Annotated in this window: 19 protein-coding genes and 2 pseudogenes; 18 read left to right on the top strand and 3 right to left on the bottom strand. The window is 64.8% G+C overall.

Annotated elements, in window-relative coordinates:
* Positions 1 to 60 precede the first annotated feature (60 nt).
* A complete protein-coding gene (locus ACLP25_RS24140; RefSeq protein ID WP_442471662.1) occupies positions 61 to 1,143 on the bottom strand; it encodes a transaldolase family protein in 1,083 nt (360 codons plus the stop codon).
* Between the two features lie 359 nt (positions 1,144 to 1,502).
* On the opposite strand from ACLP25_RS24140, the gene iolE reads away from it, so the two are divergent.
* The 11 genes from iolE (at position 1,503) to ACLP25_RS24085 (ending at position 13,149) form a co-directional block, all read left to right on the top strand.
* Positions 1,503 to 2,384, top strand: coding sequence for a myo-inosose-2 dehydratase (gene iolE, locus ACLP25_RS24135; protein ID WP_442471661.1), 882 nt, complete (start codon positions 1,503 to 1,505; stop codon positions 2,382 to 2,384).
* A 441-nt stretch (positions 2,385 to 2,825) separates the two neighbouring features.
* A complete protein-coding gene (locus ACLP25_RS24130) occupies positions 2,826 to 3,608 on the top strand; it encodes a TIM barrel protein (protein ID WP_442471660.1) in 783 nt (260 codons plus the stop codon).
* A 263-nt stretch (positions 3,609 to 3,871) separates the two neighbouring features.
* The gene (locus tag ACLP25_RS24125; RefSeq protein WP_442471659.1) at positions 3,872 to 4,804 is read left to right on the top strand and encodes a sugar ABC transporter substrate-binding protein; all 933 of its coding nucleotides are present in this window, start codon (positions 3,872 to 3,874) and stop codon (positions 4,802 to 4,804) included.
* Positions 4,805 to 4,961: 157 nt separating this feature from the next.
* Positions 4,962 to 6,506 (top strand): sugar ABC transporter ATP-binding protein, encoded by a 1,545-nt coding sequence (locus ACLP25_RS24120; RefSeq protein WP_442471658.1) that lies wholly within the window; start codon positions 4,962 to 4,964, stop codon positions 6,504 to 6,506.
* Between the two features lie 32 nt (positions 6,507 to 6,538).
* Positions 6,539 to 7,573: an ABC transporter permease gene (locus ACLP25_RS24115; RefSeq protein WP_442471657.1), complete on the top strand. Its 1,035-nt coding sequence runs from the start codon at positions 6,539 to 6,541 to the stop codon at positions 7,571 to 7,573.
* A 108-nt stretch (positions 7,574 to 7,681) separates the two neighbouring features.
* Entirely contained in the window at positions 7,682 to 8,509 is an 828-nt protein-coding gene (locus ACLP25_RS24110) for a TIM barrel protein (protein ID WP_442471656.1), read from the top strand.
* Between the two features lie 161 nt (positions 8,510 to 8,670).
* Complete coding sequence (locus ACLP25_RS24105) at positions 8,671 to 9,585, top strand: sugar phosphate isomerase/epimerase family protein (RefSeq protein WP_442471655.1); 915 nt, start codon at positions 8,671 to 8,673, stop codon at positions 9,583 to 9,585.
* A 47-nt stretch (positions 9,586 to 9,632) separates the two neighbouring features.
* Positions 9,633 to 10,640 carry a Gfo/Idh/MocA family oxidoreductase gene (locus ACLP25_RS24100; protein WP_442471654.1) on the top strand — a complete coding sequence of 336 codons (1,008 nt, stop codon included), beginning with the start codon at positions 9,633 to 9,635 and terminating at the stop codon, positions 10,638 to 10,640.
* Positions 10,641 to 10,800: 160 nt separating this feature from the next.
* Positions 10,801 to 11,493, top strand: a complete 693-nt coding sequence (locus tag ACLP25_RS24095; protein WP_442471653.1) for a substrate-binding domain-containing protein — start codon at positions 10,801 to 10,803, stop codon at positions 11,491 to 11,493.
* 208 nt (positions 11,494 to 11,701) lie between these two features.
* Positions 11,702 to 12,370 (top strand): PadR family transcriptional regulator, encoded by a 669-nt coding sequence (locus ACLP25_RS24090; RefSeq protein ID WP_442471652.1) that lies wholly within the window; start codon positions 11,702 to 11,704, stop codon positions 12,368 to 12,370.
* A gap of 11 nt (positions 12,371 to 12,381) precedes the next feature.
* Entirely contained in the window at positions 12,382 to 13,149 is a 768-nt protein-coding gene (locus tag ACLP25_RS24085; RefSeq protein ID WP_442471651.1) for a siderophore-interacting protein, read from the top strand.
* Positions 13,150 to 13,158: 9 nt separating this feature from the next.
* On the opposite strand, the gene ACLP25_RS24080 is transcribed toward ACLP25_RS24085, so the two are convergent.
* Positions 13,159 to 14,145 carry an alpha/beta fold hydrolase gene (locus ACLP25_RS24080; RefSeq protein WP_442471650.1) on the bottom strand — a complete coding sequence of 329 codons (987 nt, stop codon included), beginning with the start codon at positions 14,143 to 14,145 and terminating at the stop codon, positions 13,159 to 13,161.
* 116 nt (positions 14,146 to 14,261) lie between these two features.
* Here ACLP25_RS24080 and ACLP25_RS24075 point away from each other — a divergent pair, with 116 nt between their 5' ends.
* The 5 genes and pseudogenes from ACLP25_RS24075 (at position 14,262) to ACLP25_RS24055 (ending at position 21,411) form a co-directional block, all read left to right on the top strand.
* The gene (locus ACLP25_RS24075) at positions 14,262 to 15,608 is read left to right on the top strand and encodes an FAD-dependent oxidoreductase (protein WP_442471649.1); all 1,347 of its coding nucleotides are present in this window, start codon (positions 14,262 to 14,264) and stop codon (positions 15,606 to 15,608) included.
* A gap of 79 nt (positions 15,609 to 15,687) precedes the next feature.
* Positions 15,688 to 17,112 (top strand): FAD-binding oxidoreductase, encoded by a 1,425-nt coding sequence (locus ACLP25_RS24070; protein WP_442471648.1) that lies wholly within the window; start codon positions 15,688 to 15,690, stop codon positions 17,110 to 17,112.
* Between the two features lie 439 nt (positions 17,113 to 17,551).
* Positions 17,552 to 17,983 (top strand): annotated as a pseudogene (locus ACLP25_RS24065) (PAS domain-containing protein); the annotation flags it as partial.
* A 2-nt stretch (positions 17,984 to 17,985) separates the two neighbouring features.
* Positions 17,986 to 19,356, top strand: a complete 1,371-nt coding sequence (locus tag ACLP25_RS24060; protein WP_442471667.1) for a PAS domain-containing protein — start codon at positions 17,986 to 17,988, stop codon at positions 19,354 to 19,356.
* 33 nt (positions 19,357 to 19,389) lie between these two features.
* The gene (locus ACLP25_RS24055; RefSeq protein WP_442471647.1) at positions 19,390 to 21,411 is read left to right on the top strand and encodes a putative bifunctional diguanylate cyclase/phosphodiesterase; all 2,022 of its coding nucleotides are present in this window, start codon (positions 19,390 to 19,392) and stop codon (positions 21,409 to 21,411) included.
* A gap of 375 nt (positions 21,412 to 21,786) precedes the next feature.
* On the opposite strand, the pseudogene ACLP25_RS24050 reads toward ACLP25_RS24055, so the two are convergent.
* Positions 21,787 to 22,059: pseudogene (locus ACLP25_RS24050) on the bottom strand (transposase); the annotation flags it as partial.
* A gap of 87 nt (positions 22,060 to 22,146) precedes the next feature.
* Between ACLP25_RS24050 and ACLP25_RS24045 the strand changes: the two are divergent.
* Positions 22,147 to 22,461, top strand: a complete 315-nt coding sequence (locus ACLP25_RS24045; RefSeq protein WP_442471646.1) for a phosphoribosyl-ATP diphosphatase — start codon at positions 22,147 to 22,149, stop codon at positions 22,459 to 22,461.
* Positions 22,462 to 22,490: 29 nt separating this feature from the next.
* The coding region (gene coaA / locus ACLP25_RS24040; protein ID WP_442471645.1) for a type I pantothenate kinase at positions 22,491 to 23,449 on the top strand (959 nt) is incomplete at its 3' end.

The raw sequence follows: 23,449 nt of genomic DNA, 5'->3' as shown, positions 1-23,449 counted from the left end.
GTCGCGTGTCCGCCCCGGCGGCCCGAGGGCCGCCTGGGGACATTGACGGACGGCCTCCCCTCAGGGCTTCGGCAGCATCGAATCGCGCACCAACGCCGTCAGATCCCGGTACGCCTCGATGAACGAGCGCAGCGTCCTGACGGTCGCGCCGTAATGGTCGAATTCCGCAACCGACATGCCGTCCTCGTCGTAGGCGCGGCGGAATTCGGCGAATTTCCGGTAGAGATCGTCGACGATCGCCGGGTCGACGGGGTCGTCGATACGCGGCTTGACCTCGACGTCGGACTTGTTGAATTGCACCTGCCATTCGTACGGGATGGTCAGAATGACGTCGCCGCCGATCAGTTGCGACCAGTGCAGATGGTTGCGGTAGGCTGCAGCAAGCAGCCGCGCGCGATACCCGCGCGCCTTGAAGAGGCCGTAGGCCTTCTTGAAGGTGGCGATGCCGGCCCAATCGAGATGGCCTGGCGTCGTGAGGACGCCCTCGCGGGCGGCGACCACTTTCAGCCAGTCGTCCAATCGCCCGATCATAAGCGTGCAGACCGGCCTCATGTCGCTGACGTCGTGACCTTCCTTGGCGCGACGGTTGAGACCGCGCTCCACCGCCTCGGCCACGGCGACCGCCTGCGGCAGCGTGAAGCTGACCGTTGCGTTGATGTTGACGCCCAGGCGGGTCACCTCTTCGATCGCTGCAATCCCCGCCGCAGTTGCGGGGATCTTCACCTGGATGTTCGGCGCGAGCCCGTTGAAATGAACCGCTTGTTCCACGAGGCTGGAAGAATCTCTGTAATTGACCGGGTTCGTCTGCATCGAGAGACGCCCCTTGAGATGGCGCTCCCGCTCGAACACCGGCAGCAGCATCTCGGCCCCCTTGAGCCCCACCTGCTCGATCAGCTTCCAGGCGATCGCGTCTTCGGTGGCCGTCGGGTTATCGTCGATCAGCTGCCGAAGCTTGCCCTTCCAGACGTCAAATTCCTTTTTCAGGACCCCCAGGACGATGGACGGATTGGTCGTCGCGCCGACCGCGCCGTTGCCGATCGCGTATTCGAGCTCCCGCGGCGAGCATGAGTCGTTCCAAACGTCGGTCGGCGCGCCGTGCACGGTTCGATACAGCGGAGATGCGTTGGGGGTTGAGATGGTCACGTCAGTCCTCTCCTCCATCATACGCCCAATCCACAAGCGCCTTGTCTCGGCCAAGCGCCAGTCATTGGCATGAGCATTCCATCGCCTAGCACAAATGGATCGTTTCGTCCATATCGTTTTTCGAAAACGCAGGCTCGCGGCGCAATGGGGCCGCTGCGCGCGTAACGCCGGTGTCGACGGCGCTCCATCGATCAAGAAATAGAACTTGAATTCTGAATGAGCGAAGAGGTAGAATGTTCCGGTCGATCTCAAACCCGGCCGGCGCGCACAGCGAAACGGCCGGGCGGGGAGCCGCTGAGCGCCCGGCGCGCCCACAAGGTGTGAGGTTGCGGCCGCGCGGCTGAACAGGGAGTAAGCGAATGATCCGTATCGGCGCCAATCCGATTTGCTGGTCCAACGACGACATGGTGGAGATCGGCGGCGACATCTCCCTTGAGCAATGCCTGAGCGAGGCCCGCGACATCGGTCTCGAAGGCATGGAGAAGGGCAACAAGTTTCCCAACACGGCGCCAGAGCTGAAGGCCAAGCTCGCCGCGTACGGGCTCGTATTCATTTCCGGCTGGTATTCGACCTTCCTGCTCGAACGCGACGCGGACGCGGAGTTCGCCGCGGCTCAGGCCGATCTCAAGCTGCGCAAGGACGCGGGCGCGGAGGTCCTCGTCACCTGCGAGTGCACGCGCACGGTTCACGGGACGAAGTCCGCGCCGCTGTCCAGCCGGCCGGTCCTGACCGACGCCGAGTGGGCCGTCTTCCTGCCGCGCATGACCCGTTTCGCCGAACTCGTCAGGGATTTCGGGCTTCAGGTCGTCTACCACCATCACATGGGCACCGTCATTCAGACGTCTGACGAGGTCGACCGCTTCATGGCCGGGACCGGCCCCGCGGTAAAGCTGCTGCTCGACACCGGCCACATCACCTGGGCGGGCGGCGACGCCGTTGGCATGGCGAAGACCTACGCCGGCCGGATCGGCCACGTCCACGCCAAGGACGTTCGCAAAGACGTCGCCGCCAAGGCCAAAGCGGAAAACTGGTCCTTCCTCGATTCCGTTCTCGAGGGCGTCTACACCGTGCCCGGCGACGGCTGCATCGACTTCGCCGGCGTGTTCAAGGCTCTTCCCGACTATTCGGGATGGGTCGTGATTGAGGCCGAGCAGGATCCGAAGAAAGCCAATCCCAAGCGCTATGTGACGATGGGCTACAACAATCTCAAGCGCTTTCTCGCCGAGGCCGGCCTTCGTTGAGGCCGCCGCGTCGCGGTGGTCGAGCGTCGATCGATCTCGCGAAAACCGAACGGGCTCCCGCCTTTGATTGCGTAAAAGCAGAAATTCCTCTATGCTCCCTTCATGCCTCAGACCAAGCGCAATCGGATGGACGCCGTCTGGACGGGACGCGGCCGGTACCCGGGGATGGGCCGCATGACGAAGACAATTCGCGCGAAAGGATTTTTTCGCAAAGTCGAGTTAACGCATTGAAAAGTCACGATTCACGGGTGAATAAGAGGGTCAAGTCCAGCGCCGAACGCGCGTCAAACGCATGTCGAACGCGCGTCCAACGCATGCCGAACGCGCGCCGAATGACGCCGGCCGGCGCCCGAATGCGCCTCGCTCGGCAGACGATGGCCGCAATGATGGAGCGGGTCTAACCTGAAGGCGTCATGCCCCAATCACAGTCGAGCGACGATTATGAGTCAACCCTTCACACTCTCCGCCTGCGCCGAAATGCTATGGCTGGACAAACCCATGGAATGGCGCCTGCGGCGGCTGACCGAACTCGGCTTTGAGGTGGGCATTTGGGACTGGCGCGCCCACGACCAGAACATGCTGGAAAGGTCCGGCGCGGTCTTCTCCTCGATGACGGGATATATCCGCGGCCGGCTGGCGGACGAAGAAGGCGCGCACGAGCTTCTCGTGACCGCGCGCCAGTCGATCGACGTCGGCAAGCGGCTGAAAGTCCACCGGCTGAACCTCCACGGAACCGGCCTCGGCGAGGGCGGCCTGCCGGTGACGCCATGTTCCGTGGTCACCGGGGCGATGTGGCTCAAGGCGCGCGACACTTTGAACCGGATCGCCGACCTCGGCGCCGAACACGGCGTCACCTTCATGCTCGAGAACCTGAATCTGCCCGTCGATCACCCAGGCGTTCCGTTCGCCCGGGTGGAGGACACATTGACGCTGGTCTCGTCGATCGACCGGCCGGAACTGCGTCTGAACCTCGACCTCTACCATGTGCAGATCGGCGAGGGGGACTTGATCTCCTGGTGCCGCAGGTGTCAGCCCTGGATCGGTGAGATCCAGGTCGCCGACGTGCCTGGACGCAAGGAGCCGGGAACCGGCGAGGTCAACTACCCCGGCGTCGCCCATGCCCTGGACGCGATGGGTTACCGTGGTCCGGTCTGCATGGAGGCTTTCGCCTCCCGCGATCCCGAGGCCGCACTCGCCGCGTTTCGCGCCGCTTTCACGATTTAAGCGGGTGACCAGCGGCGGCCGCCCCGGTCGGGTTTCAATACCGGAGAGATCGCCCCTCTGCGGGGCGGCTATGAACTTGACCTCGCTTGTGAAACCGCGCTGTCAGCAGTCCAGCAAAAAAGATTCGGCCGGAAGGCTCGTTCCATTATTGACTTCGATTGGAACGTTTGCTACGAAAGTCTGCGGACGCCCGCGCTAAGAGCTCCGGGGCCGCATGGAACGCCTGACCGGCCTGACGGTCGTCATCTGGGAGGAGAGTTGAAATGAAACGCATTCTGATTGCGGCTATCGCCGCCACCATGCTCGCGAGTCCTGCGTTCGCCACCAAGATTGGCGTGTCGATGGACAAGTTCGACGACAACTTCCTGACCGTGCTGCGTAACGGCATGGCCGACTACGCCAAGACGCAGCCGGGCGTAACCCTCCAGATCGAGGACGCCAAGGACGACGTCTCGAAGCAAATTAGCCAGGTCCAGAACTTCATCGCCAACGGCATGGACGCGATCATCGTCAACCCCGTCGACACCTCCGCGACCCCCGCCATCACCAAGGCTGCCGCCGACGCTGGCGTGCCGCTCGTCTATGTCAATCGCCTGCCGGCGGACATCAGCAAGCTCGGGCCCAAGGCCGCAGTCGTTGCTTCTGACGAGAAGGAATCCGGAACTTACGAGACGCAGCAGATCTGCAAGCTGCTCGGAGGTAAGGGCGATATCCTGGTCATCGAGGGCCAGCTCTCCAATCAGGCCGCGGTGCAGCGCACAGCGGACATCCATGACGTGATCGCGACCCCCGAGTGCAAGGGCATGAAGATCATCGCCGAGCAGACCGCAGAGTGGGATCGCACGAAGGGTCAGAACCTGATGACCAACTGGCTGTCGAAGGGCATGAAGTTCGATGCCGTCGTTTCCAACAACGACGAAATGGCGATCGGCGCTCTCCAGGCGATGAAGGCCGCTGGTATCGATACCAAGGCAGCATCGATCGTGGGCGGCGTCGATGCGACGCAGGATGCGCTCGCCTCGATGAAGGCTGGCGACCTCAAGGTTACCGTGTTCCAGAACGCCGCCGGGCAAGGCAAGGGGGCGGTCGACGCCGCGCTCGCGCTCTCCGCCGGCAAGCCGGTCGAGAAGTGGGTCAAGATCCCCTTCGAACTCGTCACCCCGGCCAACCTTGACCACTACATGAAGAAGAACTGACGGAACGCCCTGTCCTCGGGCTCCCGGGGACAGGCGACCGCCGGAGGCGCGTTTTCCTCCCAGCGCGCCTCCGGGCCTTCCCAAAGGGAAAAATGTGGTAGAATTGGCGCATGCCCCGGGAACAAGGCGGCGCCGAAAATGATCGGGACGAAGCGCCATGGCGACCATCAGTCCTACGACCGCGGAAATCATCCGGCAAAGCGGCGTCGTCCCCGGCGCTGAATACCTGCTCGAAGTCGAGGGCGTCCGCAAGGCCTTCCCCGGCGTGCTCGCGCTCGACGACGTGTCGTTCAGGCTCAAGCGCGGGCACGTGCATGCGCTGATGGGCGAGAACGGCGCCGGCAAGTCGACCTTGATGAAGATCATTGCCGGCGTCTACACGCCCGACGCGGGCTCTTTCAGACTGAAGGGCCAGGAGATCAAGCTCACTTCGCCCCTCGATGCGCTCCAGTACGGCATCGCCATGATCCATCAGGAACTCAACCTGATGAATTTTATGACAGTGGCCGAAAACATCTGGATCCGTCGCGAGCCGCTGAACAGTTTCGGATTGGTGCGACATGATGAAATGCGCCGCCGGACCCAGGCGCTGTTCAAGCAGCTCGACATTCCGCTCGATCCGGAAGCGGAGATCCGCGACCTTTCCGTCGCCAATCGCCAGATGGTCGAGATCGCCAAGGCGGTGTCCTACGATTCCGACGTTCTCATCATGGACGAGCCGACCTCCGCGCTGACCGAACGCGAGGTCGAGCATCTGTTCAAGATCATCCGGACGCTCAAGTCCCAGGGCAAAGGCATCGTCTACATCACCCACAAGATGAACGAGCTGTTCGAGATCGCCGACGAGGTGTCGGTGTTCCGCGACGGCCGCTTCGTCGGCGAGCACGCCGCCGCCGATGTCACCCGCGACGACATCATCCGCCTGATGGTCGGGCGCGAGATTACCCAGATGTTCCCGAAGGAGACGGTCCCGATCGGCGACGTCGTCCTCTCGGTTCGCGAACTCGGCCTCGAAGGCAGGTTTCGCGGCGTCTCCTTCGATCTGCGCAAGGGCGAAATTCTCGGTTTCGCCGGCCTTGTCGGTTCGGGACGCAGCAACGTCGCCGAAACCCTGTTCGGCGTGACTCCGGCGACCTCGGGCGCGATCCTGATCAACGGCAAGGAGATCGCGATCAAGAACCCCGGCATGGCGATGGACGCCGGCATGGCGTTCCTCACCGAGGATCGCAAAGAAAGCGGCCTGTTCCTGCTGCTCGACATCATGGCCAACATGCAGATGGCGCTCCTGCGCCACGGCCATTCGACGGTGGGCTTCGTCAACGAGCGTGAGATCGAGGCGCTTTGCCTGCAGCAGAAGGCGCGTCTCAGGGTGCGCACTCCTGATCTCGAAGAGCCTGTCATCAATCTCTCGGGAGGCAATCAGCAGAAGGTGCTGATCGCCCGCTGGTTGATGATCAAGCCCAGGATCCTCATTCTCGACGAGCCGACGCGCGGTATCGACGTCGGCGCCAAGGCCGAGATCCACAAGCTGATCACCGAGCTCGCCGGCCAGGGAGTCGCGGTCTTGATGATCTCGTCAGAGCTCCCCGAAGTGCTCGGCATGAGCGACCGCATCCTCGTCATGCACGAGGGCCGAATGACCGGAATCGTTGACCGCAAGGACGCAACCCAGGTCAGGATCATGGAGCTCGCGTCGCAATAGCGGCGCCAGCCGAAGGCTCAGGAACAAAAACCATGGCCACCGAAATTTCCTCCACCTCGCCTCCCGCGGCCGCCGACACGCCGGCCGCCGGACGCCGCCGTCTTCCGCCGGAGCTCAGCATCCTCGGCGTGATGATCGGCATGATGCTGCTCTTTGAAGTGCTTGGCTGGATCTTTGTCGGCCAGAGCTTCATCGCCAATCCCCTTCGTCTCAAGATCATGATCCTGCAGGAATCGGAGATCGGCATCATCGCCGTCGGCGTCACTATGACCATCATCATGGCGGGCATCGACCTCTCGTCCGGCTCGGTTGTCGGCATGACGGCGATGATCGCGGCGAGCCTCGCTCAAGCCGCGGACGCGCCGCATGCGATCTATCCGAGCCTCCTCGGCCTCAGCCCGATCTTTCCGGTGGCGGCGGGACTGCTCTGCGGACTTCTTGTCGGCATCATCAACGGCTGGCTGATCGCCTACACCAAGATCCCCCCCTTCATCGCGACCCTCGGCATGATGGTGTCGGCGCGCGGCGTCGCCGACTGGTATACAAACGGCCAACCGATCGGCAATCTGACCGAGTCCTTCGCCGCCATCGGCGCGGGCTGGTGGCCGGTCTTCATTTTCCTCGGCGTCGCCTTCATCTTCCACATCGCGCTACGCTACACGCGCTACGGCAAGTTCACCTACGCGATCGGCGCGAACCCGCTCGCCGCGCGCGTCTCGGGCATCGACGTCGAGCGCCACACCGTGGTCGTCTATATGTTCGCGGGCTTGCTCTCGGGCTTGTCGGGCATTGTGCATACGGCGCGGGCGATCAGCGGCCAGGCGGGAGTCGGTATGGGCTTTGAGCTCGACGCGATCGCGGCGGCTGTCATCGGCGGCACGTCGCTCTCGGGCGGAGTCGGACGCATGACCGGCACCGTCATCGGCGCGGTCATCCTCGGCATTCTCACTTCGGGCTTCACCTTTCTCAACGTCGACGCGCACTACCAGGAAATCATCAAGGGCGGCGTCATCATCGCGGCGGTGGTCGCCGACCAGTACCGGCAGCGGCGGCGGAAGTCCGTGTGAGTGCGGGGCGGGTCCCTGGTTGAGCGGCCGCCTTTCGGAGGGCCGCTCGATCTGGCCCCGCTCAAATGGCCCTTTGTTTGTCCAGAACGAAACGTGCAGGAAACTCAGATGACGACGCGTCCCATCAGGTTCGGCTTCAACCATATGATCGATCCGGCGCTAACGCCCGATGAATTGGTCGACGCGGCCGTCAAGCTCGGCGCTGTCGCGATTGAGTTGCGTAACGATGTCGGCGAGAACAGCCTGAAGGATGTCGAAACGGCTCGCAGGGTCGGCGCCAAGGCCACGGACGCTGGCCTTGAGGTCCGCAGCGTCAACGCGCTCTATCCCTTCAATGTCTGGAACGAGGAGCGCGCCCGGCAGACCGAGGCGCTCGCCACGCTTGCCGCAGCCGCCGGCGCGACCGGACTCGTCATGTGCCCGCTGAACGAAGGCAAGATGCTGGAGGACACTCCGGAGAAGAGAGCCGGTCTTCGCGCCGCCCTCGCCGAAATCCGCCCGATCCTCGAGGCCCACGGCCTCAAGGGGTTCGTCGAGCCGCTCGGATTCCCGGTGTCGTCGCTGCGCTTGAAGCGCGACGCGCTCGCCGCGATCGACGACATCGGCGGCGCCGACGTCTACTCTCTCGTGCACGACACGTTCCATCATCGTGGCGCCGGGGAGGAGACCGTGTACGCCAAGCGCACCGGCCTCGTACACATTTCGGGGCTCGAAGACTCCGCGATCACCTTCACCGATATGCTCGACGGCCATCGCGTGCTTGTCGGCCCGAAGGATCGTCTTGGAAACGTCGAGCAGCTCCGCCGGCTCTATTCCGACGGCTACGACGGGGTGGTGTCGTTCGAGCCCTTCGCCAAGGAGGTTCACAGCCTCAGCGATCCGATCGGCGCCGTGCGCGAAAGCATGGCCTACCTGCGCGAGGCGCTGGCGGCGTAATCCCGCCTTCATCGCCCCACGGACATCGCGGTGAATCGGAGGGGCGGCGTCTCGCCGGCGTCGACGGCGTGCGAGGGGTGAAGAATTGCGTGCGCTCGGCCGAGGCCGGCGGCGTCTGGATCGACTACCGATAGCAACCAGGGACCTCGGGAGGACATCTCATGCGAATTGCGCTTGACCCGTACATGCACCGCCATCTCTCGCTCGATGAGCTGCCGCGCAAGGTGGCCGAGCTCGGCTACGAGTGGATCGAGCTCTCGCCGCGCGACGATTTCTTGGCCTGGTGGGTGCATCCGCGCGCCTACCCGGAACGCATCGCCAGCTTCAAGAAATCGCTGAAAGACCACGGGGTCAAGATCGCCTCGCTCCTGCCGATGTATCGCTGGGCGAGCCCGCACGAGGACGAGCGCCAGACCGCGGTGCGCTACTGGAAGAAGGCGATCGAGATCGCGGTTGAGATGGGCGTCGACACGATGAACTCCGAGTTCGGCCGCGGCCCTTCGCCGGACCGCGGGCATTCGGCAAACTGCTGCAGCGGCCAGTTCACCCACGAATCGAGCGAGGCCGCCTGGTGGCGCTCGATGGAGGAACTCGTGCCCGTGTTCGAAAAGGAAGGCGTCCAGCTCAACATCGAGCCGCATCCGGAGGACTGGTGCGAGACGCTCCACCCCGCGGTAGACATGATCCGGACAATCGGATCGAAGGCGGTCAAATTCCTCTACTGTGCGCCGCACACCTTCTATTTCGGCGACGACATTCCGAAGATGATCCGCGACGCGGGGTCGCTCATCGCGCATGTCCACGTCGCCGACACCTACAACCACAAGGCGTCGTCCGGCCTGCGCTACATCTGCAATCCGCCGGGCGCGAAGGTGACCATCCACCAGCACATGGACATAGGCCAGGGCGAGGTGAACTGGGACCAGTTCTTCTCGTCGCTCGCCGCCGTCGGCTTCGACGGTATCATGACGTCTTGCGTCTTCGCCTGGGAGGAGCGCGCCGACGAGTCGGGCCGCTATATGCGCGAGACCATGCAGAAATACGTCGACAAATATTGGACGAAGCGGAAGGCGTGAGTCGAACAGGGAGGCTGCTGCGCCGCCCATTATCAAGGAAGAAGAACATGACCCTCAACATCGGCGTCATCGGCGTCGGAATGATCGGCAAAGAGCACATCAACCGATTGGCGAACAAACTCGTCGGCGCGAAAGTCGTGGCGCTCGCCGACGTCAATGCGAAACAGGCTGAGGCAGCCGCCGCCGAGTTGGCCGGCGCCAAGGTCTACGCGAACGGCGAGGCGCTGATCGCGGCGCCGGAAGTCCAGGCCGTCGTCGTCACCTCCTGGGGGCCGACGCACGAGGCCTATGTGCTCGCCGCGATCAAGGCAGGCAAGCCGGTCTTCTGCGAAAAGCCGCTCGCCACGACTGCCGACGCCAGCCTGCGCATTGTCGAGGCGGAAATCGCCTCGGGCCGCCATCTCGTGCAGGTCGGATTCCAGCGCCGCTACGACAAGGGCTACCGCGCGCTGAAGAAAGCGATCGACGACGGCGTCATCGGGGCGCCGCTGATGGTCCATTGCGCGCACCGCAATCCGTCGGTGCCCGAGGCCTACGTCAGCGACATGGCGATCGTCGACACGTTCATTCACGAGATCGACGTCCTGCGCTGGCTCATCAACGACGATTACGTCTCGGCTCAGGTGCTCGTCCCACGGAACACCAAGCACACGCACGCGAAGCTGAACGATCCGATCATCGTCCTGCTTGCGACCAAGAACGGCGTGCGCATCGACGGCGAGGTCTTCGTCAACTGCCGCTACGGCTACGACATCCGGTGCGAAGTCGTGGGCGAAGAGGGCGTCGCGAGTTTGCCCGAGCCGGAAAGCGTCGTTTTGCGCCGCGACGCAAAGCTCTCGACGGCGGTCATGCAGGACTGGAAGCTGCGCTTCATCGACTCCTACGACGTCGAGCTGCAGGACTGGATCGAGGCGGCCAAGGCCGGCAAGGTCAACGGTCCCAACGCCTGGGACGGCTATTTCGCCGCCGTGACCGCCGACGCCTGTCTCGAGGCCATGCGCACCGGCGCCGTCGCGCCGATCGTTACGCCGCCGCGCCCGGCCTTCTACGCCTGACGATCCGCCGCGCGGCGCTCGGGCCGTCCAATCGAGCCTGGACCGCATCGAGATTGGCTGCTGGCGACCGGCGGGCAGGAGCGACGCGCAGAGTAGGACGGGACGCGGGCTTGCGCTATACCGGCCTCAAGCGCGCGCCGCTTTTCGCAGGGAGGCTCTCATGGCTCAACCGGTCACCGGCATCTCCTCGATGGCGACGCGACGCGTGCTGACAGAGCTCGCACAGCGCTACGAGAAGGCAACCGGCGGGTTAGCGGCGATCGAGGCGGTCGGCGGCGTCGACGCCGCCAAGAGGGTGCGCGCCGGGGAGCGGTTTGACATCGTCGCGCTCGCGGCCGACGTCATGGCGAAGCTCGACGCCGAGGGCTTTCTCGTCGCCGGAACCACGGCCGGCTTCGTCCGCTCCGCGATGGCGTTGGCAGTGCGGTCCGGCGCGCCGGCGCCCGACATCGGCGACGCCGAGGCGGTCAAGGCCGCCCTCCTTGCCGCTCGCTCGGTCGGCTATTCGACCGGCCCGAGCGGGACGCATCTTCTCGAAGTGATGAAGGGCTGGGGCGTCGATCCCGCAGGCGGCGCTCCGCGCCTCGTCCAGGCCAAGCCGGGCGTGCCCGTGGCGGCGCTCGTCGCCCGCGGCGAGGCGGAGATCGGCGTCCAGCAGCTCAGCGAATTCCTCGACGAGCCGGGGATCGCTATCGTGGGCCTCGTCCCACCGCCCGTCCAGTCGGTCACGACCTTCTCGATCGGCGTCGGCGCGCGATCGGCGCGCGTCGAGGAAGCCCTCGCGCTGATCGCCTTCCTCAACGCGCCCGAAACCGCCGAGCCCAAGCGCCGCTTCGGCATGGAGCCGGCCTAGCAACGCCGCTAACCCGCCAGAGCGGCCGGAGCCGCGCCCACTACGTGCCGTGGCGCCGCTCCTTCTTTTTGTCTTAATGGGAAATTGTGCAGGCGGCCTCCGGTGAGGGGCGCCTGAAAAACTTTTCGCATCTCGCTTGACAAAGAGTGTCGTAGATATATCTCAGATGCGTCGCTGAGAACGGCGATATCATCAAGCAAGGAAAATTATGAGACATCACTATGAAATGGAACGCCGGGCACGGTTCGGCGACCGCGATATGGAAAACCGCTCCGAGTCCCGCGAATGGCGCGGCTGGGGCGTACGACACTCTGACGCGCTCATGCACGGCGGCGAAGGCCGGCGCGGCTTCGGTCATCGCGGGTTCGGGCGTCACGGCTTCGGCCGGCGTGGCGAGGACGACGGCGAAGCGCGCGGACGGCGGCGCATGTTCGAGGGCGGCGAATTCCGCCTCGTGCTGCTGCTCCTGATGGAGGCCGAGCCCCGCCACGGCTACGACCTCATCCGCGAGATCGAGTCGCGCACCGGCGGCGCCTATGCGCCGAGCCCTGGCGTCGTCTATCCGACGTTGACGCTGCTCGAAGAGCTTGGCCAGGTCGAGGCGCGCGCTTCCGAAGGCGCCAAGAAGCTCTACGCCGTCACCCCGGAAGGTCTCGCCCATCTCAACGCGAACCGGGCCGAGGCGGAGGCGGCGCTGGCGCGGCTCGACGCACTGGGACGGAAGGACGAGGCGCTCGACGCCGGCCCTGTGTACCGAGCAATGTCGAACCTCAAGGCGGCCTTGAGGCAGCGCCTCTCGGGCGAACCCGGCAAGGATCTGCTGTTCTCGGTCGCCGACGCGATCGACGAGGCGGCGCGCCGGATTGAGCGCCTGTGAGGGCCTCGATCATGAACGCTCCCGCCCCGCAGTTCCACCGGATCGAGCGCATCCGCCGCGAGTCGAAGCGGCGCCGCGTCACGGTTCAGCGCGCATTCCTGGTCACGCCAAAAATGCGGCGGATCGAGTTCACGTCGCCCGAACTCGCCGATTTCGCCAGTCCTTCGCCGGACGATCACGTGAAGGTGTTCGTCCCCGATCCCGCCGCGCCGCAGGGCGTCAGCATGCGCGACTACACGCCGCGCGCCTTCGACGGGGCGCGGTCGACGCTGGCGATCGACTTCGCCCTGCACGAGGCGGGCCCGGCCACGGCCTGGGCGCAGAACGCCAGACCGGGCGACCCGCTGGAGATCGGCGGCCCGCGCGGCTCGCAGGTCGTCGCCGACGATTTCGACCATTACCTGCTCATGGGCGACGAGACGGCGCTGCCGGCGATCGGCCGGCGGGTGGAGGGGCTGCGGCCGGGCGTCCCGGTGACGACGATCGTCGTCGTCGACGACGCGGGCGAGATCCAGACGATTGAGGCGCGCGCCGACTGGCGGCCGGTCTGGATCACCCGTTCGGGCCAGAGCCGCGACGACGCCGCGCTGTTGCGCGAGGCGCTCGACGCCTGGGCGGCGCCGAAGGGCGACGGCTACGTCTGGATCGCCGCGGAGGCTCAGATCGCCCGGGCGCTGAAACTCCACATGCTCGAGGAGCGGCGGCATCCGCCGGCGTGGCTCAAGGCGGCGGGCTACTGGGTGCGCGGCAAGGCCGGCGAGAGCGAGAAGCTCGGCTGAGCGCCGCTTCTACGGGAGGCTGAGCAGGAACCGCAGCAGCGCAGCGTTGACCTCCTCCGGCCGCTCCTGCTGGGTCCAGTGGCCGCAGCCCGGCAGCATCACGGTGTCGCGCAGTTCGGGAACGAAGCTCTTGAGGTTCGCGATCAACTGCGCCGCGCCGGCGAAGCCGACGACGAGGTCGCGGTCGCCCGCGACATAGAGGGCGGGAACCGCCACCTTGAGACCGGCGAAGGGCGCCATCAGATCCCAGTTGCGGTCGATGTTGCGGTACCAGTTGAGGCCGCCGCGGAAGCCGGTCCTGGCGAATTCGCCGGCGTAGAAGTCGATGTCCGCCTCGGTCAGCCACGCCGGCAGCGTCGGCGGATCGACCATCCGGCTGAGAAAGCCGCCAGTCCGCGGAACCATGCCGGGCGCGGCGTCCCCCCGCGCGTCGATCGGGTTCCGCCGCGGAACATTGCCCGAGGCGGAGTAGAGCAGGCGCCGGATCGTCGCGCGAGGGTCGCGCTCGAACTCGGCCTCGGCCACGCCGGGGTCCTGGAAATAAAGCTGGTAGAACCAGGTCTGCTCGGTCTGCGGCATCGCGCTCGTCGGACGGGCCGACCCGCGCGGGCGGAACGGCACGCTGAGGCCCGCGACGGCGCGGAAGCGATCGGGACGCAGCAGGGCCGCGTGCCAGGCGACCGGCGCACCCCAGTCGTGCCCGACGATGGCCGCGCGCTCGGCCCCGAGCGCATTGAGAATCCCGACCATGTCGCCCACGAGATGGAAAAGCGTGTAGCTCTCGATCGCGTCCGGACGGTCGGTCTCACCATAGCCGCGCATGTCCGGCGCGACGGCTCGAAAGCCCGCTTCCGCGAGCGCCTTGAGTTGATGGCGCCACGAGTACCACGACTCCGGCCAGCCGTGGCAGAGGAGAACGAGCGGCCCCTCGCCGGCTTCGGCGCAATGAATGCGGATGCCGTTCGCCTCGACGGTCCGATGTGTGATGTCGGTCACTGCGTTCCCTCCTCTGTCCGGGGAAAAGCGTGACTCGAAAGTCTGTCGCTCGCAAGCGCGGGCGTAGCTATGGCCGACCCGGATCCGCTTTCCGGGCAACCGGGAGGAAGACGTCCATGCTCAGGACATTTGGACAGCAGGCCGTCGTGATCGGCGCAGGAATGGGCGGCTTGGCGGCCGCAAAAGCCGTATCGCCGTTCTTTGAGCGCGTGATCGTTCTCGACCGCGACGCGCTTCCTGGCGCCCCAGCGCCGCGCGTCGGGACGCCCCAGGCGCGCCATGCGCATGCGCTGCTCGCTGGGGGCCTGAGGGCGCTCCAGCAACTCTTCCCCGGCTTTCGCAACGACCTTGTAAACGCCGGCGCGGTTCCGGTCCGGACCGGTCGCGACGTGATCTGGGAGCGCCCGGGATACGATCCGTTTCCGGTCCGCGACCTCGGGTTCGACGTGTTCTCGATGTCCCGCCCATTGCTCGAGGCGGTATGCCGGCGCCGGCTCGGCGCGGAGGGCAATATCGAGCTCTGCCCGCGCGCTCGGGCAGCCGAGATCATCCCTGCGCCGCATCGCGATCGCGTTGCAGCGGTTCGGGTCGACGACGGCTCGACGACGTCTGAACGCCTCCCGGCGGACCTCGTGATCGACGCGTCCGGCCGAGCGGGGCCGACCTTGGCGTTCTTCGACGCAATCGGAGCGGCGCCGCCGGAGCAAACTGAGATTGGCATCGACATCGGCTATGCATCCGCAATCTTCGAGGTTCCCGATCCCGCGCCCGAGTGGAAAGGGGTGACTCACCTTCCCGAGCCGCCGAAGGAATTCCGCGGCGGCTTGATCCTGCCGCTCGAGAATCGCCGATGGATCGTCTCGATCGGCGGGAGGCATGGCGACAATCCGCCCGACGACCTGGACGGTTTCCTCGCCTTCACCAAGACTTTCCGAAGGCCGACGATCCACGACGCGATTGCGAGAGCAAGGCCGGTCGGAGACATCGCCCGCTACAATCTCCCGGCGAGCGTGCGCCGCCATTTCGAGAGGCTGCCGCGGCCCCCGTGCGGGCTCATCCCGATCGGCGACTCGGTCTGCCGGTTCAACCCCGTTTTCGGCCAGGGTATGAGCGTCGCTGCGCAAGAGGCGGTCGTCCTGCGGGACTTGCTCGAGGCTCGGTGCGACCGCGCCGATCCGCTCGACGGCCTCGCGGAGCAGTACTTCACCGCCATCCAGGAATGTCTCGCGGCGCCCTGGGGGACCGCGCTCACCGACTTCATCCATCCCGAAACCCGCGGCGAGCGCCCGCCGGATCTGGAGAATCGGCTCCGCTACGGCGCCGCCCTCCTCCAACTCGCCGCCCGCGACCCCGAGGTTCACAAGCTCATGGTCGAGGTGACCGGCCTCACCAGGCCCGCCGCCGCGTTGCGCGAGCCCGCGCTGGCGGAGCGAGTCGTGGCGCTGATGGCGGCGACCGCATGACGCGGCGCCCGCACTAGCCACGATGTAACTGTGCGTCTAGGCTTCGCGCTTTTCGTAACGTCCCGAAGGCGCGCAGCCCATGGCCGAACCCTCCCTTTCTGTCCGCAAGCGCGAAGGCCGGCTCGCGCCGGAAACCGTCGCCGCCCTCAACGCGGATCTCGCCGCGCGCTTCGGCAACAGCTTCACCGCCTCCGAGGCGATCCGGCGCCAGCACGGCCATACGCTGACCTGGCTCGAGAACCAGCCGCCGGACGCGGTCGTCTTCGCGGAGACGCGCGACGACGTGGTCGACCTCGTAACGCTCTGCGCCAAACACGACGCGCCGATCATTCCCTTCGGCGTCGGCTCGTCGCTCGAAGGCCATGTCAACGCGCCGCACGGCGGCGTGTCGCTCGACTGCTCGCGGATGAACGCAATTCTGGCCGTCAACGCCGAGGACCTCGACTGCGTGGTCGAACCCGGCGTCACCCGCACCCAGCTCAACGCCTTTCTGCACGATTCCGGGCTGTTCTTCCCGATCGACCCGGGCGCCGACGCCACCCTCGGCGGCATGGCCTCGACCCGCGCCTCGGGCACCAACGCCGTGCGCTACGGCACGATGAAAGAGCTGGTGCTGTCGCTCGGCGTCGTCACCGCAGATGGGACTTTTTTGCGCACCGGCACGCGTGCGAAAAAATCGTCGGCCGGCTACGACCTCACCCATCTCTTCGTCGGGGCCGAGGGGACGCTCGGAGTCATCGTCGAGGTCACGCTCAAGCTCGCAGGCCTGCCCGAGGCGGTGTCGGCGGCGACCTGCTCCTTTCCCGACGTGCACTCGGCCTGCAGCACGACGATCGAGACCATCCAATCCGGCCTGCCGAGCGCCCGCATTGAGCGTCTCGACACGCTGTCGGTGCGCGCCTTCAACATCTACGCCCACCTCGGCCTGCCCGAGACGCCGATGCTGCTCGTCGAGTTCCACGGCACGGAAAGCGGCGTCGCCGAGCAGGCGCAGAGGTTCGGCGAGATCGTCGCAGAGAATGGCGGCGGGAATTTCATCTGGGCGACAAAGCCCGAGGAGCGCACCAAGCTGTGGAAGGCGCGCCACGAGGGCTTTTTCGCTCAGATGGCGCTGAGGCCCGGCGCGCGTCCCTTCGCCACCGACACCTGCGTGCCGATCTCGCGTCTCGCCGACTGCGTCGAGGAGACGCTGGCGGACATCGCCGCAAGCGGCCTCGTTGCGCCGATCGTCGGTCACGTTGGCGACGGCAATTTCCACGTGAGCCCCCTCGTCGACATGACGAACCCAAAGGAAATCGAGGCGGCGGAAGCCTTCGCCTCCCGCCTCGCCCACCGCGCCATCGCCATGGGCGGCACCTGCACCGGCGAGCATGGCGTCGGCCAGAAGAAGATCCCCTACATGGAGGACGAGCACGGGACCGCCGCGGTCGACCTGATGCGGCGGATCAAGGCGGCCTTTGATCCGCAGAACCTGTTCAATCCGGGCAAGGTGTTCGCGGTTTAGGGGTCAAAATTAAACGTCAGGCGCCCAACGGAATGGCAGGAGCGCGCAACCACCGTCTATTCGCTAACGACGTGGCGAGCGCGTCGCATCAACTCCAAGCGCACATTCCTCTTCCGCTCAAGGCATGCGCAGGACCCGAACCCTGGTCATGAACCGGCTCCGCCTCCAAGCTGCCCTCAAGGCGGTCGCGGCCTCCGCTTCAGTTTGTAGGCGTTCGAAACACCATTTCTTAGGCGGTTTCACCTAAAGCTACTCGGTGAGATTGTCGTGTCGCAATCTCACCGGGTTAACGCGTCGACGTCAGCGCCAGACTTGGTCGTGACGCCCGACATTGCCGAAAGCTTTAGCACGCCCTTGAACCGACCAGGAAAGATGTACGCCTGCTCTTACCGGAGATGTTCTCTCTGCTGAAACAGCCAGAAAATCGCCGCCAGACTTGGTGCGGTCGCCTCGGAGGATCACCACCGTGATCGCGGAACCTTTGCAAGAGGGGCAAGCTCGCGACTGCGCCCGTTGCCTGACCGCGCAGAAAGAGGCGCAGTTGGGCTACTTCATAACGCTGTCGCCGGGCTCCCTGGCCATATTCGATCGAAATATGCGCTATCTGGAAGCGAGCCGCCGCTGGCAAAGTGTTTTCCGCCTCGAGGGAGATTTCGTCGGACGGTCGCATTACGATCTTTTTCCGAAAATCCCTGCGCACCGGAAGGAATTGCATCGCCGAGCCCAGGCCGGCGAGACCATAACCAAAGATCGCAAGCTATTCGTACGCGCGGACGGTTCGCAGCAATGGCTGCGGTGGGAGCTTCGTCCATGGCGCCGCCCGGACGGCGCTATCGGCGGCATCGTCATTTATGCCGAAGACATTACGGATAGATCGCTGACCAGGAAAGGCTGCGCCAGAGCGAGGCCACCTTGCGTGCGGTGGGCGATAACCTGCCCGACAGCTTCGTCTACCGCTATAGGCGCGATCCGTCTGGAAACCCACAGTACCTGTATATCAGCGCCGGCGTTGAAAGGCTCACAGGCGTTACTGTTGAGCAGGCTCTGGCCGACCCTCGCGCGTTGTACGCGCTAGTCCTGCCCGAATGTTTGTCAAAGCTGCTGGAGGCTGAGCAAGCCGCCAAGCGCGACCTGACCGATTTCGCTGTGGAAATCCCGATTCGCCGCAAGGATGGCGAGGTGCGTTGGATGCGGCAGCGTGCGCGTCCCGAAACACAGCCGGACGGTCGATTGCTTTGGAATGGCGTTCAGACGGACATTACGGAAAGCGTCGCCGACCAGGAAAGGCTGCGCGAGAGCGAGGCGGCCTTGCGTGCGATGGGCGATAACCTGCCCGATAGCGTCGTCTTTCAATATACGCGCGATCCGGAAGGAAACGCGCGATTTCTTTACATCAGCGCCAGCGTTGAAAGGCTCACTGGCGTTGCGGTCGAGGAGGCTCTGGCCGACGCCGGCGCGTTGTACGCGCAGGTCCTGCCCGAATATTTGCCAAAGCTGCTTGAGGCTGAACGCGCCGCTGCGCGCGACCTGACCGATTTCGCTGTGGAGGTCCCGATTCGCCGCAAGGATGGCGAAGTGCGTTGGATGCGGCTGCGTGCGCGCCCGGCGCGACGGTCGAACCGAGAGATCCTCTGGAACGGCGTGTGGACGGACATTACGGAAAGCGTCATCGACCAGGAAAGGCTGCGCCAGAGTGAGGCGAGATTGCGCGCCGTGGGCGATAACCTGCCCAACAATTCAATCTTCCAATACGTGCCGGATCAAGACGGAACACCGCGATTTCTTTACCTCAGCGCCGGCATCGAAAAGATCACCGGCATCGCGGTTGAGGAGGCTCTGGCCAACGGCGACGCGTTGTTTTCGCAGATCCTCCCCGAATACCGGTCAACGCTGTCGGAGGCTCGACAAGCCGCCACGCGCGACCTGACCGATTTCGCTGTGGAGGTCCCGTTTCGCCGTGCGGATGGCGAAGTGCGATGGATGCGGCTGCATTCGCGCCCCGACCCGCAACCGGACGGACGAATCCTCTGGAACGGCGTTCAAACGGACATTACGGAGGAGAAGCGGCTGCAAACGGCGCAACTCGAGGCGGCGCAACGCCAATCCTTCCAACTCGAGCTGTCCGACGCGATCAAGCCGCTGCGCGACCCCTTCGAAATCATCGCGGTTGTCAGCGAACGCCTCGGCAAACAGTTGGGCTGCCATCAGGTCGTCTACGCTGAGATCGACGCCAAGCAGGAATAAGCGATCATAAGGCGCGAATGGACCGACGGATCGATGCCGACGAGCATTGGCGTGCACAGACTTGCGGATTATGGCTTCGCCCTCGTCGACAACCTGCGCGCAGCTAAGGTCAGCGCCATCGACGACGTCGCCGCGGACCCGCGTCTCGGATCGGACATCGCGGCGTCGAACCACCTCGCTCGACAAATCGGTGCGTTTCTAAGGGCGCCGTTGGTCAAGGACGGGAGGCTCGTCACTGTGCTGTCAGTCCACCACCAGGAGCCGCGGCGGTGGACCGCCATGGACGTGTCGCTGGTGGAGGAAGTCGCTGAGCGGACATGGGAGGCGATCGAGCGCGTGCGCGCGGCGGAAGCCCTGCACGACAGCGAGGAACGTCTCCGCTTCGCCTTGACGGCGGCCAACGCCGGCGCGTGGGAATGGGATTTGACGACCGACTTGAATGTCTGGTCGGATGAACTCTGGAAACTTTACGGACTTGAGCCGAACTCTTGTGAACCGTCCCACAACGCTTGGCCGGAGACGGTCCACCCCGATGACCGTATCGCGGCGTCGCGCGCGGAACGTGAGGCCGTCGCGAAAGGCGGTGAAATCGCTCTCGAATGGCGGACGTGCGAGAGAGGGGGCGCGCAGCGCTGGCTGATGACGCGCGGCGGTCCGATGAATCACCCCGATGGCCCTTCGGTTCGCTACGGGGGCGACGTGATCGACATCACCGAAAGCAAGAAGTCCGAAGAGAAGATCAACTATCTGGCCCATCACGACACCCTGACCGGACTGCCGAACCGCGCGGCCTTCAATGAGCGGCTGTCCGCCGCCCGCGCGGAAGCCGACGAGACCCGAACCCCGGTTGCTGTCCTCTGCTTGGACCTTGATCGCTTCAAGGAGGTCAACGACGTCTTTGGCCATGTCATCGGCGACGAGCTCTTGCTCCAAGCGTCGCAACGATTCCGGACGGGTGCGGGGGGCGCATACATCGCCCGTGTCGGCGGCGATGAGTTCGCAGCCGTCGTCTCCGGAAAGTCGCGGCTCATACGCGCGTCAGATTTGGCCGAGCGGCTGCACTGGGCGGTCGCTTCGCCTTTTGACATCGAAGACAAGCAAATCCGTATCGGCGTCAGCGTTGGCGTCGCGCTCTATCCGGACCATGGGGATATGGAGGCGGTCCTCGCCAATGCGGATGCAGGCCTGTACCGCGCCAAGGCGGAAGGCGGGGGAAAAACGTGTGTCTTCGACTCCGGCCCGGACAGTCGCCTGCGCGAGCGCCATGCGCTGATGCAGGACCTCAAGTACGCCCTGGAGCGGGACGAGTTCCTCCTTCATTATCAACCGCAGGCGGGCGCAGACGGCGCGATTTTCGGCTTCGAGGCGCTCTTGCGCTGGCGCCATCCCTGCCTTGGCCTCGTCCCGCCGAATGCGTTCATTCCCATTGCAGAGGAAAGCGGACTGATCACGGCCATCGGGGAATGGGCGTTGCGCGAGGCCTGCCGGGAAGCGGCGGCATGGCCGCGGCCCTTGACGGTCGCGGTCAATCTCTCGCCCAAGCAATTCCTGAAGGACGGGCTGCCGCAAATCGTTCATTCCGCCCTGTTGGGAACCGGCTTGGCGTCGCATCGCCTCGAATTGGAGATCACCGAGAGCGTTCTGATCCACGATTTCTCGAGAGTGTCGGCGATCTTGCGCCAATTGAAAGCCTTAGGCGTGAAAGTGGCCATGGATGATTTCGGCACGGGCTATTCGTCGCTGTCCTATGCTCATTCCTTCCCGTTCGACAAGATCAAGATCGACGCTTCGTTCGTCCGGAGCCTGCATGAGAATCCGAATTCTGAAACGATCATCAAAGCGATCATCGGCCTGGGCGGCGGGCTTGGCGTGCCCCTGATTGCCGAAGGCGTGGAAACCAAAGAACAGCAGGAGTTCCTGAGATCAATCGGCTGCTTCGAAGCTCAAGGCTTTCTGATCGGCAGGCCGCACCCGATCGATGTCTACGCAGCTGTCGTGGGCCGATCAACTTCCGGTTGGCTCACTTTGGAGCCGAAGGAAGCAATCTGCGCCTGACGCTGGAATAAGATGATCCGTTGCCAGCGGACTCAGCGCAGAATGCCGCCTAAGGTGAGGGGTTTCGGACGCCGGCCCTTTGCAACGGTGATGCGAGGCGCCGGGGCCGGCGTTCGAAAGCCTCCAAGGAGGAAACCGCGAGGAGGAAGGGCGCCGTGCGGCGGGGCGCGACCTATCTGGATTTGGGGCTCGCGGACGGATTGCGTTTGTCGCGGCTGGATCTGGCGCCACGCAGCCTTTTCGTGGAGAGCGCCGACGGCGATGGTTCCTTATCGCGAAGATGCGTGGGTTTTTGCGCCGGCGCGGCGGTCGGAGGGGGACCGGCGACGGATTGAGTGCGTCAGTTCTGCAAAAGTCGGTCATGGGTTGGCTGGGTTAGGCGGCTTTGCGGAGGTCGGTTTTCTTGTGCTCCCTGAGGTCGTTCATATTGAGGTAACGGTGGGCTTCGAGCCAGTTCTCGTGGGTTTCGACGGCTAAGGCTCGCACGAGGCGCTGGCAGGCCTCGGCATTGGGGAAGATGCGCGCGACGTGGGTTCGGCGCTTGATCTCCTCGTCGAGGCGTTCGAGCATGTTTGGGCTCTTGAGATGCTTATGATGCTGGCGTGGCACGCGGTAGAAGGTGAAGGTTTCTTCGATCGTTTCCTCGACACCGAGCGCAAGATTCGCCTCTGAGCCCCGGCGCCTTCGCCTTTGTTCCCCCTATCGGTCGGCGAGAAATCGGGGTAGGCCGAAATCATGTTCAGTCTTGACGACCTCGCCGAGATCATCGACCGCCGCGCCGACGCGTCGGCCGAAAGGTCGTACACGCGCAGTCTGCTCGACAGGGGCGCGGCGCACTGCGCCCGCAAGTTCGGCGAAGAGGCGATCGAACTGACGGTCGCGGCGGTGGCTCAGGACGAAGCCGCCGTTCGCGCGGAAGCGGCCGACGTGCTCTACCATCTGCTCGTGCTCCTGCGGTCGCGCGGGGTCGCGTTTCAATCGGTCGTCTCCGAACTCGAAAGCCGGACGCGCCAAAGCGGTCATGAGGAAAAGGCGGCCCGCAAAGGCTGACCGCGGAGCGGAAACCCCAAGGGATCGACATGGATCAGCTGGTCAATCGCCCTAAAGTCGAGTCCCCGTTTCGTCGGTTCACGCGCGACGAATGGGCGCAGTTGCGCGCCGACACGCAGCTCACCCTGACGATCGACGACCTCCGCAAGCTGCAGTCGAACCACGACCCGATCTCGCTCGACGAGGTCGTCGCGATCTATCTGCCCCTCTCGCGCCTGCTCGCGCTCTACGTCGCCGCGACGCAGGGTCTGTTCAAGGCGACGCAGCGGTTTCTCGGGGCCCGCGACGGAAAAGTGCCGTACATCATTGGGATCGCCGGATCCGTCGCAGTCGGAAAGTCCACGACGGCGCGCGTGCTTCAGGCCCTGCTGACGCGCTGGCCGAACACCCCCAAGGTCCAGCTCGTGACCACCGACGGCTTTTTGCACCCCAACGCCGAGCTGATCCGTCAGGGCATCATGGACCGCAAGGGATTCCCGGAAAGCTACGACGGCAGCGCGCTCATCCGGTTCCTGTCGGCGGTCAAGGCGGGCGAGCCCAAGGTCGCTGCGCCGGTCTACTCGCACCTCACTTACGACATTGTTCAGGGCGAGACGACCACCGTCGATCGTCCTGACATATTGATCGTCGAGGGCATCAACGTCCTGGCGCCGAACCGACTGCCGCGCGACGGCAAGGAGGTTCCTTTCGTTTCCGATTTCTTCGACTTCTCGATCTTCCTGCACGCCGAGGATGCGCTGCTCGAGCAGTGGTACATCGAGCGGTTCATGCGCCTGCGCAACACGGCCTTCCGCGATCCCCGCAGCTATTTCCGGCAGTACGCCGATCTCGACGACGACGAAGCGAAGGCGACGGCGCGCTCGATCTGGATGCGCATCAATCTCGTCAATCTGCACGAGAACATTCTGCCGACCCGGCCACGCGCCGACCTCCAGCTGACCAAGGGCGGCAACTGCTCGCGGATCTGGCGGGCTGCCTCCGCGCAGCG

Source organism: Roseiarcus sp., assembly GCF_052145395.1.
Lineage (GTDB): Bacteria > Pseudomonadota > Alphaproteobacteria > Rhizobiales > Beijerinckiaceae > Roseiarcus.
The sequence above is the reverse complement of the archived record's forward strand: the minus strand, read 5'-3'. Positions and strand labels throughout refer to the sequence as shown.

Excerpts from the sequence above, each read along its gene's own strand:
- iolE (WP_442471661.1), top strand. The coding sequence starts at position 1,503 with ATGATCCGTATCGGCGCCAATCCGATTTGCTGGTCCAACGACGACATG.
- ACLP25_RS24045 (WP_442471646.1), top strand. The coding sequence starts at position 22,147 with ATGTTCAGTCTTGACGACCTCGCCGAGATCATCGACCGCCGCGCCGAC.
- ACLP25_RS24095 (WP_442471653.1), top strand. The coding sequence starts at position 10,801 with ATGGCTCAACCGGTCACCGGCATCTCCTCGATGGCGACGCGACGCGTG.
- ACLP25_RS24100 (WP_442471654.1), top strand. The coding sequence starts at position 9,633 with ATGACCCTCAACATCGGCGTCATCGGCGTCGGAATGATCGGCAAAGAG.
- ACLP25_RS24130 (WP_442471660.1), top strand. The coding sequence starts at position 2,826 with ATGAGTCAACCCTTCACACTCTCCGCCTGCGCCGAAATGCTATGGCTG.
- ACLP25_RS24085 (WP_442471651.1), top strand. The coding sequence starts at position 12,382 with ATGAACGCTCCCGCCCCGCAGTTCCACCGGATCGAGCGCATCCGCCGC.
- ACLP25_RS24070 (WP_442471648.1), top strand. The coding sequence starts at position 15,688 with ATGGCCGAACCCTCCCTTTCTGTCCGCAAGCGCGAAGGCCGGCTCGCG.
- ACLP25_RS24105 (WP_442471655.1), top strand. The coding sequence starts at position 8,671 with ATGCGAATTGCGCTTGACCCGTACATGCACCGCCATCTCTCGCTCGAT.
- ACLP25_RS24055 (WP_442471647.1), top strand. The coding sequence starts at position 19,390 with ATGCCGACGAGCATTGGCGTGCACAGACTTGCGGATTATGGCTTCGCC.
- ACLP25_RS24125 (WP_442471659.1), top strand. The coding sequence starts at position 3,872 with ATGAAACGCATTCTGATTGCGGCTATCGCCGCCACCATGCTCGCGAGT.
- ACLP25_RS24120 (WP_442471658.1), top strand. The coding sequence starts at position 4,962 with ATGGCGACCATCAGTCCTACGACCGCGGAAATCATCCGGCAAAGCGGC.
- ACLP25_RS24115 (WP_442471657.1), top strand. The coding sequence starts at position 6,539 with ATGGCCACCGAAATTTCCTCCACCTCGCCTCCCGCGGCCGCCGACACG.
- ACLP25_RS24075 (WP_442471649.1), top strand. The coding sequence starts at position 14,262 with ATGCTCAGGACATTTGGACAGCAGGCCGTCGTGATCGGCGCAGGAATG.
- ACLP25_RS24110 (WP_442471656.1), top strand. The coding sequence starts at position 7,682 with ATGACGACGCGTCCCATCAGGTTCGGCTTCAACCATATGATCGATCCG.
- ACLP25_RS24090 (WP_442471652.1), top strand. The coding sequence starts at position 11,702 with ATGAGACATCACTATGAAATGGAACGCCGGGCACGGTTCGGCGACCGC.